This is a genomic window from Stenotrophomonas sp. RIT309, from assembly GCF_000632045.1.
Lineage (GTDB): Bacteria > Pseudomonadota > Gammaproteobacteria > Xanthomonadales > Xanthomonadaceae > Stenotrophomonas > Stenotrophomonas indicatrix.
On record NZ_JFYS01000025.1, the window covers coordinates 1 to 13,225 of the forward strand.

The 13,225-nt window shown below is 67.0% G+C and carries 12 protein-coding genes; 8 read left to right on the forward strand and 4 right to left on the reverse strand.

All coding sequences use genetic code 11. The features are described 5' to 3' along the window. Positions 1–483 precede the first annotated feature (483 nt). The gene (tyrS, locus tag BW38_RS06485) at positions 484–1,692 is read right to left on the reverse strand and encodes a tyrosine--tRNA ligase (protein ID WP_032977018.1); all 1,209 of its coding nucleotides are present in this window, start codon (positions 1,690–1,692) and stop codon (positions 484–486) included. 167 nt (positions 1,693–1,859) lie between these two features. Here tyrS and BW38_RS06480 point away from each other — a divergent pair, with 167 nt between their 5' ends. Together BW38_RS06480 and BW38_RS06475 are read left to right on the forward strand one after the other, a co-directional pair. Next, entirely contained in the window at positions 1,860–3,329 is a 1,470-nt protein-coding gene (locus BW38_RS06480; RefSeq protein ID WP_025879426.1) for a peptidoglycan DD-metalloendopeptidase family protein, read from the forward strand. Between the two features lie 64 nt (positions 3,330–3,393). Further along, the gene (locus tag BW38_RS06475) at positions 3,394–4,521 is read left to right on the forward strand and encodes an anhydro-N-acetylmuramic acid kinase (protein WP_080277682.1); all 1,128 of its coding nucleotides are present in this window, start codon (positions 3,394–3,396) and stop codon (positions 4,519–4,521) included. A gap of 44 nt (positions 4,522–4,565) precedes the next feature. Here the strand turns inward: BW38_RS06475 and BW38_RS06470 are convergent, their stop codons facing one another. From BW38_RS06470 to BW38_RS06460, 3 genes are all read right to left on the reverse strand, one after another. Beyond that, positions 4,566–4,796, reverse strand: a complete 231-nt coding sequence (locus BW38_RS06470; RefSeq protein WP_025879428.1) for a hypothetical protein — start codon at positions 4,794–4,796, stop codon at positions 4,566–4,568. A gap of 77 nt (positions 4,797–4,873) precedes the next feature. Next, positions 4,874–6,178 (reverse strand): MFS transporter, encoded by a 1,305-nt coding sequence (locus BW38_RS06465; protein ID WP_032977021.1) that lies wholly within the window; start codon positions 6,176–6,178, stop codon positions 4,874–4,876. Then, the gene (locus BW38_RS06460) at positions 6,175–6,975 is read right to left on the reverse strand and encodes an exodeoxyribonuclease III (protein WP_032977024.1); all 801 of its coding nucleotides are present in this window, start codon (positions 6,973–6,975) and stop codon (positions 6,175–6,177) included. The genes BW38_RS06465 and BW38_RS06460 overlap by 4 nt, the downstream gene beginning before the upstream one ends. Positions 6,976–7,138: 163 nt before the next feature. Here BW38_RS06460 and pyrE point away from each other — a divergent pair, with 163 nt between their 5' ends. From pyrE to kdpC, 6 genes are all read left to right on the forward strand, one after another. After that, complete coding sequence (gene pyrE / locus BW38_RS06455) at positions 7,139–7,798, forward strand: orotate phosphoribosyltransferase (protein ID WP_032977026.1); 660 nt, start codon at positions 7,139–7,141, stop codon at positions 7,796–7,798. A gap of 19 nt (positions 7,799–7,817) precedes the next feature. Continuing rightward, the gene (locus BW38_RS06450) at positions 7,818–8,492 is read left to right on the forward strand and encodes a hypothetical protein (RefSeq protein ID WP_025879423.1); all 675 of its coding nucleotides are present in this window, start codon (positions 7,818–7,820) and stop codon (positions 8,490–8,492) included. 175 nt (positions 8,493–8,667) lie between these two features. Next, positions 8,668–8,760 (forward strand): potassium-transporting ATPase subunit F, encoded by a 93-nt coding sequence (locus tag BW38_RS06445; protein ID WP_005407770.1) that lies wholly within the window; start codon positions 8,668–8,670, stop codon positions 8,758–8,760. A gap of 12 nt (positions 8,761–8,772) precedes the next feature. Beyond that, on the forward strand, positions 8,773–10,482 hold the full coding sequence (gene kdpA / locus BW38_RS06440) for a potassium-transporting ATPase subunit KdpA (protein WP_032977028.1): 1,710 nt from the start codon (positions 8,773–8,775) through the stop codon (positions 10,480–10,482). Between the two features lie 9 nt (positions 10,483–10,491). Further along, the gene (kdpB, locus tag BW38_RS06435; protein ID WP_025879421.1) at positions 10,492–12,552 is read left to right on the forward strand and encodes a potassium-transporting ATPase subunit KdpB; all 2,061 of its coding nucleotides are present in this window, start codon (positions 10,492–10,494) and stop codon (positions 12,550–12,552) included. After that, positions 12,549–13,193 carry a potassium-transporting ATPase subunit KdpC gene (gene kdpC, locus BW38_RS06430; protein ID WP_032977030.1) on the forward strand — a complete coding sequence of 215 codons (645 nt, stop codon included), beginning with the start codon at positions 12,549–12,551 and terminating at the stop codon, positions 13,191–13,193. Before kdpB ends, kdpC begins: the two co-directional genes overlap by 4 nt. The last annotated feature ends 32 nt before the right edge of the window (positions 13,194–13,225 follow it).

The window sequence follows — 13,225 nt, forward strand, 5'->3', positions numbered from 1 at the left end:
GATGAATGATTCTGGCAACGTATCGCTTGCTTTAAAACAATTAATAGTTGCTTGATCAAACGTCTGCAAGATGGACAATCATCCTTCCTGCAGGCGCCTTCACAAGATACCTGCGCATACTTTCAAAGATCCGGGGAAGTGGCCTCAGCGCCATTCCCGTGTGCTGCGAAGTTTCCTTCGTAGCGAGCCGCCTATTATGCCGGACTTTTCGAGTCCGTCAACACCTTTCGTTCGATCATCTCGTTCGTCGGTGGTGGCGTCCCTTGTGTCGCTGAAGCCCCTTGTTGGCGACCCCTGCGACGGGGGAGGGAAAGTATGTCCCTATTCGCGGCCTTTGTGAAGGGGGTGTGGCAACTTTTTTCATCGGATGTTGCATCCGTTCATGCAAAGGCGCCGCCACAGACCCCGCGAACAGCGGCAGAGCGTCAGCGCCGCTCTGCAGGAGCAGAAGCAGGGGCCGGCTGCGCCGGCCCCTGCCTCCGGTCAGGCAGCGACCAGGCGCACGCGGGCGAAGGTGCGCTTGCCGACCTGCAGCAGCCCCTCGAAGCCGGGCTGCAGTACCTGTTGGCCGTCTTCCACCACTTCACCGTCCACCTTCACCGCACGCTCCTTGAGCTTGCGGTTGGCCTCGGAGTTGCTCGGGGTCAGGCCGGCGGCGGTCAGCAGGGCCGCGATGCGCAGGCCCTCGGCCGGAATGGCCACATCCTGCAGCGGCAGCTGGGTGATGTCGCCCTGCCCGGTAACGGCAGCTTCCCAGCCGGCAATCGCCTGCTCTGCCGCTGCGGCATCGTGGAACCGGGTAGCCAGTTCACGGGCCAGGCGCAGCTTGACCACGCGCGGATTCAGGCCGGCGGCGATCTGCTCGCGCAGGGAGGCCGCTTCGGCCTGGCTGATATCGAAGGACAGCAGCTCGATCCAACGCCACATCAGGGCATCATCGACCTTCATGGTCTTGGTGACGATGTCGATGGCCGGCTCGCTGATGCCGATGTAGTTGCCCAGCGACTTGGACATCTTGTTGACGCCATCCAGGCCTTCCAGCAGCGGCATGGTCAGTACCACCTGCGGCTTCTGGCCGTGGTGTTCCTGCAGGCCACGGCCCATCAGCAGGTTGAACTTCTGGTCGGTACCACCCAGCTCGACGTCCGCTTCCAGGGCCACCGAGTCGTAGCCCTGCACCAGCGGGTACAGGAATTCGTGGATGGCGATGGACTGCTGGGCGGCATAGCGCTTGGCGAAGTCGTCGCGCTCAAGCATGCGTGCCACGGTGTGCTGGCCGGCCAGGCGGATCATGTCGGCCGCGCTCATCTTGCCGAACCACTCCGAATTGAAGCGGACCTCGGTGCGGCTGCGGTCCAGCACCTTGAACACCTGTTCCTCGTAGGTACGGGCGTTGGCCAGCACGTCGTCACGGCTGAGCGGCTTGCGGGTCAGGCTCTTGCCGGAGGGGTCGCCGATCATGCCGGTGAAGTCGCCGATCAGGAAAATGACCTGGTGGCCGAGGTCCTGGAACTGACGCATCTTGTTCAGCAGCACTGTGTGGCCCAGGTGCAGGTCAGGCGCGGTGGGGTCGAAGCCGGCCTTGATGCGCAGCGGGCGGCCTTCCTGCAGGCGCGCGCGCAGATCCTCGAGCTTGAGGATCTCGTCGGCACCGCGGCCGATCAGGGCAAGGGCTTCTTCAATCGAGGACACGTGACTACTCCCGGCAACGCCGTTTCTTATGTGGGGTGTTAAAGCGAAGTTAACCCGATCGGCTTCACAAAAGCCAATAGGCACAAGGGTTTGACGCGAATTTGTTAGGTGTCTATGTTACCGGCGTTTGGGCCCGCGTTCCCGGGTCAGCCAGAGACCGACATCTGATGCTCAATTCCGATCAAGGCCGCGCTCGCAAGCAGCGCTTCCAGGAACGACTCCACGTCCTGCACGACAACGCCCTGCACCGGAAGCTGAGGCAACACCTTCCCGCTGCGTTCAATGAGCGCTGGACGCGGCGTCATTGGATGCACGCCAGCCTGTTTGTGACCATTGGCGCGCTGGTGGCCACGATCGTGCCGGGCTTCTCGCACACCATCGATGCGCCCTACGCCGACAGCCACACCAGCCTGGCACTGCCGTTGCCGCCGTTGGCAATGGCCCGCCAGCAGCAGATCCCCGGCGACAGCTGGCAGGTGCTGCGGGTGCAGCGCGGGCAGACCCTGAGCGACCTGTTCGACAAGGCCGGCATCTCCGCCACGACCCTGCACCGGGTGCTGGACCATCCGGGTGCGCGCGAATCGCTGACCAAGCTGCGCCCGGGTGCCGAGATCGCCTTCGACATGCCGCTGTCCGGTGACCTGCGCAGCATCCGCTTCGACCGCGATGCCGACAACCGGGTCGAACTGAGCCTGAGCGGCGATGACATCAAGGAAACGGTGACCAAGCGCGAGACATCCACGCGCACGGTGGTCACCAGCGGCGAGATCACCAGTTCGCTGTATGCGGCCGCGCGCCGCGCCGGACTGTCACCGTCGGCGATCGCGACGATGACCGACGACATCTTCAAGTACGACATCGACTTCTCCAAGGACCTGCAGCCGGGCGACCGCTTCAGCGTGGTGATGGATGAGACCTGGCGCGAGGGCGAGAAGGTCGATACCAGCAAGATCCTGGCGGCGACCTTCACCACCGGCGGCAAGACCTATTCCGGCTTCCGCTTCGACCGCAACGGCAAGTCCGAGTACTACGACATCAGCGGCCGTTCGCTGAAGAAGAGCTTCATCCGCATGCCGATCCCGTTCGCACGGCTGAGTTCGACCTTCGGCGCGCGCAAACACCCGGTGCTGGGCAAGATGCGCATGCACAAGGGCGTGGACTACGCCGCGCGCACCGGTACCCCGATCATGGCCGCCGGCGATGCGCGGGTGCAGTTCGTCGGCGTGCAGCGCGGTTATGGCAACGTGGTGATCCTCGACCACGGCCGTGGCCACACCACCCTGTACGGCCATATGTCGCGCTTTGCCGGGATCAAGAATGGCCAGCGCGTGGCCCAGGGCACGGTGATCGGCTACGTCGGCTCGACCGGCCTGGCGACCGGCCCGCACCTGCACTACGAATTCCGCGTCAATGGCGAGCACCGCAACCCGCTGACGGTGACCATGCCGCCGCCGGAGCCGCTGAAGGGCGCCGAGCTGGTGGCCTTCCGGGCGCAGACCGCGCCGGCGATGGCCCGCATCCAGGGCATGGAGAAGCTGATCTACGCCGACGCCAGCCCCGCGCCGGCCGCCGAAAGCGCGAGCACCGAGGTGGCCAGCGCCAAGGACAAGGCGCCGGCAGGCCGCAAGCGCGGCTGAGCCCTGCGTTGACGAAGGAGGACACGGCAGCACAAGCTTGCCGTGTCCTTTTTTTATGCCCGCCATGAACACCACTGCCGATCCGTCCCTTCCCCTCTACCTGGGCCTGATGTCGGGCACCAGCGCTGACGGCATCGATGCCGCGCTGGTGCAGTTCCCGGCCGATGGGGGGTGCCGCTTCGTGCACGGGCTGACCGCCCGCTGGGAGCCGGTGCTGCGGGCGCGGCTGGTGGCCCTCGGCGAAGGCGGCCCGCTGCAGTCGCTGGAGGAGCTGGGCGAACTGGACGCGCGGATTGCGATCAGCTTCGCCGCCGCCGCCAACCAGCTGCTGGAAGAAGCCGGTGTCGACCGTTCGCAGGTACGAGCCATCGGCTCGCACGGGCAGACGGTGCGCCATCGACCGTTGGCCGACCCGGCCTTCACCGTGCAGCTGGGTGACGGCAACCGCATCGCCGAGCTGACCGGCATCACCACCGTGTGCGATTTCCGCCGCCGTGACGTTGCCGCCGGTGGCCATGGAGCGCCGCTGATGCCGGCTTTCCACCTGGACATGCTGGGTGCGGCCGATGAGGACCGTGCGGTGCTGAACCTGGGCGGGATCGCCAACCTGACCCTGATTCCCCGCGAGGGCGTCGTGCGTGGCTTCGATACCGGCCCGGCCAACGCGCTGATGGATGCCTGGTGCCAACGCCATACCGGGCGCAGCTTCGATGCTGACGGCGCCTACGCAGCCAGCGGTGCGGTGGATGACAGCCTGCTGGCCGGCTGGCGCGCGGATCCGTGGTTCGCGCTGCCGCCGCCCAAGAGCACCGGGCGCGAGCAGTTCCACCTGCCGTGGGCCGAAGCACACATGGAGGAAGGCCAGTTCGCCGCAGCAGATGTGCAGGCGACACTGCTGGAGCTGACCGCGGCGACGGTGGTTGATGCGCTGCTGGCCCAGCAGCCGCACACCCGGCGGGTGCTGGTGTGCGGCGGTGGCGTGCGCAATACGCAGTTGATGCGGCGGCTGGCGGCGCGGTTGCCGGGCGTGGTGGTGGAGTCAACGGCGCTGCACGGGCTGGACCCGGAGTATGTGGAGGCGATGGGGTTTGCCTGGCTGGCGCAGCGGACGATGGACGGGCTGCCGGGCAACCTGCCGAGCGTGACCGGGGCGACGGGGCCGCGGATTCTCGGGGCGATTCATCCGGCGTGAGGTGGCGCCATCCGCCGGGCATGGCCCGGCGACCCGACATCAGATCAATCGAAGCCCTGGCCGGCCGGCAGCGCCTGCAGTGCGGCGATCGCGTCGGAAAGCGCGTCGACTTCGGGATCGCCGAAGCCGGAGCGGACCTCCAGTTCACTGCTGAACAGGCCCTGCTCCAGCAGGACCGCGCAGGTCTGTTCGTGGGTCCAGCCACGGGCCACCGAGACCCGTTTGATGCGTTCCAGCAGCAGCGGGTCCAGGTCCCGCAGCACTACGTCGGCCATGCTCACTTCCCCGTTCGCAAGGCACCGCCCCCTCGGCGCGTCGGGGCGATCATCCCGCAGTAAGCACGGACAGGCAATCAGGCGGCGGGAGACGGCCCACGATCAACGATGCGTGGCCACAGCCAGGCCAGCAGCAGCATGGTGGGCACCACCGTGACGGCGCTGAGCATGAAGAAGGTGCTGTACGAGGTGGCCTCCACGATGTAACCGGAAACGCCGCCGACGAACTTGCCCGGCAGGTTGGCCAGCGATACCAGCAGGGCATACTGGGTCGCGGTGAAGTTGCGATCGGTCAGCGAAGACATGAAAGCCACCAGCACCGTGCCGGCAAAGCCCTGGAACAGGTTGTCGGCGCTGAGCGCGGCGTAGAACGCCCACAACTGCCCCGGATTGTGCGCCATCAGCAGGAACGCCAGGTTCGACAGGGCCACGCCCAGCGCCGCGACAAGCAGCATCCGGCGGAAACCGAAGGCGGCGACGGCGATACCGCCAAGGAACGCCCCACCAATACCCATCCACACGCCGAACAGCTTGGAGACCGTAGCGATGTCGGCCTTGTCGAAGCCCGAATCGAGATAGAAGGGTCCGGCCATCACGCCGATGACCTGGTCGGGAAACTTGAAGAACCCGACGAACGCCAGCAGCGCCAGCGCCAGTGCCATGCCGTTGCGGGTGAAGAAGCTGGTGATCGGCTGTACGAACGCTTCGGCAATGTCGATGCGGCGCTGCACGGCGTTGGCCGGGCGCTCCGGTTCGCGGCAGAACAGCGTGGTGATGATCGGCAGGATCATCAATGCGGCCATGGCCAGATAGGCAATGATCCAGCCTTCGAACTGTGCCAGGTACAAGGCGCCGGCACCGGCCAGGATCAGGCCGATGCGATAGCCCAGCGTGTACGTGGCGGCCAACGCGGCCTGCGCGGTCTGCGGCGCGATCTCGATGCGGTAGGCGTCGACCACTGAATCCTGGGTGGCACCTGCAAACGATGCCACCAGTACCCAGGCCACCAGCGGCCACACGCCCTGCTCTGGCCGCACGAACGCCAGTGCCACCAGGCCCACCAGCACCAGGATCTGCGAGACCAGCAGCCACGAGCGGCGGCGACCGAGGAACCCCAGCAACGGAAACGCGTAGCGATCCAGCAGGGGTGCCCAGACGAACTTGAGCAGGTAGAAGAAGCTGGCCAGGCTGATCAGGCCGATGCTGCCCAGATCGAGGCCGACATCGCGCAGACGGGTGGACAGGGTCTGCGAGGCGATCAGCAGGAACGGCAGGCCACTACCGAAGCCCAGCAGGGCCATGGTCAGCGCCGAGGGCGTACCGAACGCACGCTTGATGCCGGCCCAGCCCTTGTAACCGGCAGGCTTGGCAGCCTCGGTCACAGGTCGTAGTCCACGATGAACGGCGCGTGGTCGGAGAAGCGCTGGTCGCGGTAGATCGAGCAGCTGCGCAGGCGGTCACGCAGGCCCGGGGTGATGAACTGGTAGTCGATGCGCCAACCAACGTTGTTGGCGCGGGCGGCGCCACGGTTGCTCCACCAGGTGTAGTCCTCGCCGGTCGGGTTGAGCAGGCGGTAGGCATCGGCCCAGCCGCGACCTGCGCCCACATCGGTGGCCTGGCCATGGTCGGCACACAGGGCATTGAGCCAGTCGCGTTCCTCGGGCAGGCAGCCGGAGTTCTTCTGGTTGGACTTCCAGTTCTTGATGTCCAGCGCCGAGCGAACGATGTTCCAGTCGCCGCACAGCACGTAGTCGCGGCCACTGCGCGCCCATTCCTCGAGGATCGGCCGCAGCCACTCCATCACTTCAAACTTGAAGCCCTGGCGCAGGTCGCCCGAACTGCCGGACGGGATATAGAAGGAGACCACGCTGAGGTTGCCGAAGCGGGCCTCGATGTAGCGGCCTTCGTCGTCGAACGGGGCCCAGCCCAGCGAGGTGATGACCTGGTCCGGTTCGCGCTTGCTGTAGATCGCCACGCCGCTGTAGCCCTTCTTGGTGATGGCATCGCGGTAGAAGCAATGGTGGCCGTCCGGGCGGAACATCGGGTCGGTCAGCTGGTCTTCCTGGGCCTTGGTCTCCTGGATGCAGAGGACGTCGGCGTCCTGGCCACGGAACCAGTCGAGGAAGCCCTTGGTGGCGGCCGAGCGGATGCCATTGGCGTTGAAGCTGATGATGCGCATGCGGAAGAACCTACGGCGGGAAACCGGGCAAGCATACCGGTTGCCTGCCGGGCTGAGCAGCCCGCGGGGGCAGCTGCCGATACCTGCGTGAAGGGGCCGGACGAGCGCAGAAAGCCCAGCTGGATTAGGATTTGCGCTCCAAATGAAGATGAATCGAGTTTTGATGAGCGACCACCGTCACCGTTTCCTGCAGCTGGCCCTGACCGCCGACGCCCTGCGCTTCGGCCAGTTCACCCTCAAGTCCGGCCGGCTGAGCCCCTATTTCTTCAACGCCGGCCGTTTCGACTCCGGTTCCCTGCTGTCGCAGCTGGGTGCGTGCTATTCCGACGCCATCGACTCCACCGGGATCAAGTACGACGTGGTGTTCGGCCCGGCCTACAAGGGCATTCCGCTGGCCACCGCAATGGCCTGCGAGCTGGCCCAGCGTGGCCGCGACCTGCCGCTGTCGTTCAACCGCAAGGAAGTGAAGGACCATGGTGAAGGCGGCCAGTTGATCGGCGCCGACATGACCGGCAAGCGCGTGCTGATCGTCGACGACGTGATCACCGCCGGCACCGCCATCCGCGAGGCGCTGGCGATCATCCGCGCTGCGGGCGGTATTCCGGCCGGCATCGTGGTCGCCCTGGACCGCCAGGAGATCGCCTCGGACAGCGACCATCGCTCCGCCGCACAGGCCGTGGCCGAAGAAGCCGGCATCCCGGTGATCGCCGTGGCGACGCTGGCCGACCTGCTTGATTTCGCGTCCGGAAATCCGGAACTTGTAGGCTACCGGCAGCCGCTGGAGGCCTATCGCGCCCAGTACGGCGTCCGTTCCACGCGCTGACCATCAGGGGGAAGGTCGCATGTTCCGAGTTCCTGCCATCGTTGCTGCCAGCCTGCTGCTGGTGATGCCGCAGACGCTGCTGGCACAGTCCAGCGGCAAGGCCGCAGACAAGAAGCTGTACTGCTGGAACGAGGGCAAGGAGCGGATCTGCAGCGACGCGCTGCCGGCCGATGCGGTCAACCACGCCCGTGATGAGTTCAGCGCCAACAGCGGCCTGCGCAACGCGCAGGTGCAGCGCGCGTTGAGCGATGAGGAACGCGCTGCCGCCAGCACGGCGGCGGCGCAGGTCCAGCTGGATCAGATGGCCGAGCAGACCCGGCAGCGTACCGAACAGGCGATGCTGACCACCTACGGTGATGAGAATGCGCTGCGGCGCGTGTTCGCCGAGCGCCAGGAGGTGCTCGACAACAACCTCAAGACCGCCCAGTACAACGTGGCCAGCCTGCGCGAATCGCTGGTGGCCCTGCTTGCTGCCGCCGGCGACCGCGAACTAGCCGGCGGCAAGGTAGCCGACAAGCAGGCCCAGGCGATCGGCCAGCGCCATGCGCAGCTGCAGTCGCAGCAACGGCTGCTGGCCAGTTTCGAACAGCAGCAGCAGGCATTGAAGGTCGAAATCGAAAGCAGCCTGCAGCGCTATCGGCAGCTGAAGGGATTGGCGCCGGTGGACGTGCCGGCACAGACCCCGGCGGGTTGAGCGGCGCGCTGCTCGCCCGGCATGGCCCGGCGCTACCGCTTGCCGGGTTACGGCCTGGACCCTGAAATTTATGCACTCTTTACGCGTCGGCCCTGTCCGGCGCGTAGTGCGTTTATGGGGGCGGGGACGACGATGACGGCCTGAGGTGGAGGGGTTCCACCAGGTCTCAAATTCCATGTCCCCCTGGCTGTCGTTGCTGTGTGGCGTGCTGGTGCTGGTTGCCGCCGCCTATCTTCTTTATGTCGTGCTGCGGCCCGAGTCGTTCTGAGCGGAGCCTGCCATGACTGAAATTCTTGCCATTCTTGCCGCCAGCCTGCTGCTGGCCTGGCCCCTGGGCCTGTACCTCGCCCGGGTGATGCGCGGCACGCCGATGAAGGTCGACGTGCTGTTCCACTGGATAGAAAAGCCGCTGTACAAGGTGCTCGGCGTTGATCCTTCACGTTCGATGTCCTGGCGGGGCTACGTGCTGGCATTCGTGCTCAGCAACGTGGTGATCGCGGTGCTGACCCAGGCCGTGTTCATGACCCAGGCGTGGTTGCCGTTGAATCCGGACCAGATCCCGAACATGCGCTGGGACACGGCGCTGCACACGATGATCTCGTTCCTGACCAACACCAACCAGCAGCACTATTCCGGCCAGGCCCAGCTGTCCTACTTCTCGCAGATGACCGGCATCACCGGCCTGCAGGTGGTGACGCCGATGATGGGCCTGGCGCTGGCCGTGGCCACGTTGCGTGCATTGTTCTCGCGCGCGCCGAAATCGGTCACCGCGCCCGCCGCGGGCGATGACCGCCAGGTGGCGGTGGGCAATTACTACGCCGACGTCGTGCGCCTGTGCGTGCGCTTCCTGCTGCCGCTGTGCCTGGTATGGACGCTGCTGCTGACCAGCCAGGGCGTGCCCTCCACGATGGCCGGTGGCCCCCAGGCCACGCCGATCGATGCCAGTGCCGGCATGGCGCAGCAGAAGCTGCCGCTGGGCCCGGTTGCGGCGATGGTCGCGGCCAAACAGCTGGGCGCCAACGGCGGCGGCTGGTATGGCCCGAACAGCAGCTTCCCGCTGGAGAACCCAACCCCGGTGTCGAACATGCTGGAGGTGATCGGCATCCTGCTGGTGCCGATGGCGGTGATCTTCATGATCGGCGCGTTCACCGGGCGCCGTCGTTTCGGCGCGCTGGTGTTCAGCTGCATGCTCGGCATGTCGCTGCTGTCCACCGGTGCGATGGTATGGAGCGAGGGCCATAGCGCGAGCGCGGCCACGCCGCTGCTGATGGAAGGCAAGGAAGTACGCTTCGGCGCCGATGGCACCGCGCTGTGGGCGGCGGTGACCACCCAGGTCTCCAACGGTTCGGTCAACGGCATGCACGATTCGCTGAGCCCGCTGTCTGGCGGCCTGGCGATGGTCAACATGCTGGTCAGCGCGATCTGGGGCGGCATCGGCTGCGGCCTGCAGCAGTTCATCGTGTACCTGCTGCTGGGTGTGTTCCTGGCCGGGCTGATGACCGGCCGTACACCGGAACTGTTCGGCCGCAAGCTGGAAACGCCGCAGGTGCGCCTGCTGGCACTGCTGGTGCTGCTGCAGCCGATCACCCTGCTGCTGTTCACCGCGATCACGCTGGCCGTGCCGGGTCTGGCGGGCACCTCCAATCCCGGCTTCCATGGCATCAGTCAGGTGTTCTACGAGTACGTCTCGGCCTACGCCAACAACGGCTCGGGCTTCGAGGGACTGGGTGACGCCACGCCCTGGTGGAACCTGAGCTGCTCGCTGGTGCTGCTGCTGGGCCGCTTCCCGCTGCTGATCATCCCGCTGGTGGTGGCCGCACAGCTGGCCGCCAAGCGGCAGGCCCCTGAATCGGCCGGCAGCCTGCAGATCGAAACCCCGACGTTCGCCCTGACCCTGGTCTCGGTGATCGTCATCCTGACCGTGCTGCAGTTCATGCCGGCCCTGGTACTCGGCCCGATCGCCGACCACCTGAGCCTGGGACTGCACTGAGGACACCCCATGAGTAGTCACGCAACCGCAAACCGTTCCTCTTCCGTGGCTTCCCGCCCGGCCCTGCTCGATGCCGCCGGCCTGCGCCGGGCGCTCATCGAGGCCGTACGCAAGCTGTCGCCGATGCATCTGGTGCGCAGCCCGGTGATGGCGGTGGTGATGGCCGGCACGATCGTCGCCGCGATCATCACCCTGACCGGCAATGCACCACTGGGCTTCGGCCTGGCGGTGACCGCGATCCTGCTGGTCACCGTGCTGTTCGGCAATTTCGCCGAGGCCGTGGCCGAAGCACGTGGCCGGGGCCAGGCCGCCTCGCTGCGCCGCGCCCGCCAGGACCTGGTGGCGCGTCGCCTGGCGTCGGCGCAGGCAGGTGCCAGCGAGACCCAGGTGCCCGCCGCGGAACTGCGCCCCGGTGATCATGTGATCGTCAGTGCCGGCGAGCTGGTGCCGGCCGACGGCGAGATCGTGCAGGGCCTGGCCACCATCAACGAAGCGGCGGTGACCGGCGAGTCGGCACCGGTGCTGCGCGAGGCGGGTACTGATCGCTCCGGCGTGATCGGCGGCACCAAGGTGCTGTCCGACCAGATCGTCGTGCGCATCACTGCCGAGCCGGGACACAGCTTCCTGGACCGCATGATCGCGCTGGTGGAAGGCGCCAACCGTCAGAAGACCCCGAATGAAATCGCGCTGACCCTGCTGCTGGCGGCGATGACGCTGACCTTCCTGGTGGTGGTGGCGACGCTGCCGGCGATCGGTGCGTCGGTGGGCGTCAAGGTGGATCCGCTGCTGCTGATCGCGCTGCTGGTGTGCCTGATCCCGACCACCATCGGTGGCCTGCTGCCGGCCATCGGCATCGCCGGCATGAACCGCGCGCTGGCGGCCAACGTGCTGGCCAAGTCGGGCAAGGCGGTGGAAGTGGCCGGTGACGTCGACGTGCTGCTGCTCGACAAGACCGGCACCATCACCTACGGCGACCGCCAGGCCAGCCACTTCCACGCACTGGCCGGAATCGACGCCGACCAGCTGCGTGAGGCGGCGCTGCTGTCATCGCTGGCCGACCCGACCCCGGAAGGCAAGTCGATCGTGCGCCTGGCCCGCGAACAGGGCTGCACCACCGCCGAGCCGGACCAGGCCGACTACCTGGCCTTCAGTGCGCAGACCCGCATGTCCGGTGTCGACCTGATGCACGGCCGGCAGATCCGCAAGGGCGCTGCCGATGCGATCCGTGCCCATGTGCAGGCGCTCGGCGGCACCGTACCGGCCGAACTGGCCGGGCGCGTGGACCAGGTCGCGCGCAACGGTGCCACGCCGCTGGTGGTGGCCGAGGGTCGCCATGTGCTGGGCGTGATCGAGCTGTCGGACGTGGTCAAGCACGGCATGCGCGAGAAGTTCGCACAGCTGCGGGCGATGGGCATCCGCACGGTGATGATCACCGGTGACAACCCGCTGACGGCTGCTGCGATCGCCGCCGAAGCCGGCGTGGATGACTACATCGCCGAGGCACGGCCCGAGGACAAGCTGGCCCGCATCCGTGCCGAGCAGGCCGGTGGCCGCCTGGTGGCGATGGTCGGCGACGGTACCAACGATGCGCCGGCGCTGGCCCAGGCCGACATCGGCCTGGCAATGAATTCGGGCACGCAGGCGGCCAAGGAAGCCGGCAACATGGTCGATCTGGATTCGGATCCGGCCAAGCTGCTGGCGGTGGTGGAGGTGGGCAAGCAGCAGCTGATCACCCGCGGCGCGCTGACCACGTTCTCGCTGGCCAACGATGTGTCCAAGTACTTCGCGATCCTGCCGGCGTTGTTTGCCGCCACCGTGCCTGCGATGGCCGCGCTGAACGTGATGCAGCTGTCGAGCCCGCGCAACGCGGTGCTGGCGGCGCTGATCTTCAATGCCCTGGTGATTCCCGCCCTGATCCCGCTGGCGTTGCGCGGTGTGCGCTTCCGCCCGGCCACCGCAACGGCGCTGCTGCGCCGGAACATGCTGGTGTACGGTCTGGGTGGCGTGCTGCTGCCGTTCGCGGCGATCAAGTTGATCGACCTCCTTCTTGTCCTGGTATTCGGCGCATGAACCGTTCTGACTCCCCTTCCCTTTCCCGCGAGCTGAAGCGCGAGGCGCGCGTGGCCACGCTGCAGGATGGCGCCAGCTGGCGCCCGGCCATCGGCCTGGGCGTGGCCACCCTGCTGCTGGCCGGTGCGGTCTACGCCGGCATCGCCACCGGTTTTGCCGGCCTGTCCTTCCCGGCGCAGGCCGAAGGCAGCCTGCTGCGCGATGGCAGCGGCCAGGTGCGTGCGTCGGCATGGCTGTCGCAGCCGTTCACCGGCGATGGCTACTTCCAGGCGCGACCGTCGGCCGCCAACTACGACCCGATGGCGGCGGCCGGCTCCAACCTGGCCCGCAGCAACCCGGCGCTGACCGAGCGTGTGGCGGCGAGCACCGCAGCAGTGGCCGCGCGCGAAGGCGTAGCGCCCGCGCAGGTGCCTGCCGATCTGGTCACCCAGTCCGGCGGCGGGCTGGATCCGCAGTTGTCGCCGGCGGCAGCGCAGCTGCAGGTGGCCCGGGTGGCGCGTGCGCGTGGCCTGCCCGTCGAGCAGGTGCAGGCACTGGTGAAGGCCAACACGCAGGACCGGCAATGGGGCGTATTCGGCCAGCCACGGGTGAACGTGGTGACGCTGAACTTCGCACTGGACCACGCGGCACGCGCGCCGTGATGCAGGGCTGCACCCGCTGCGCGCACAATGGC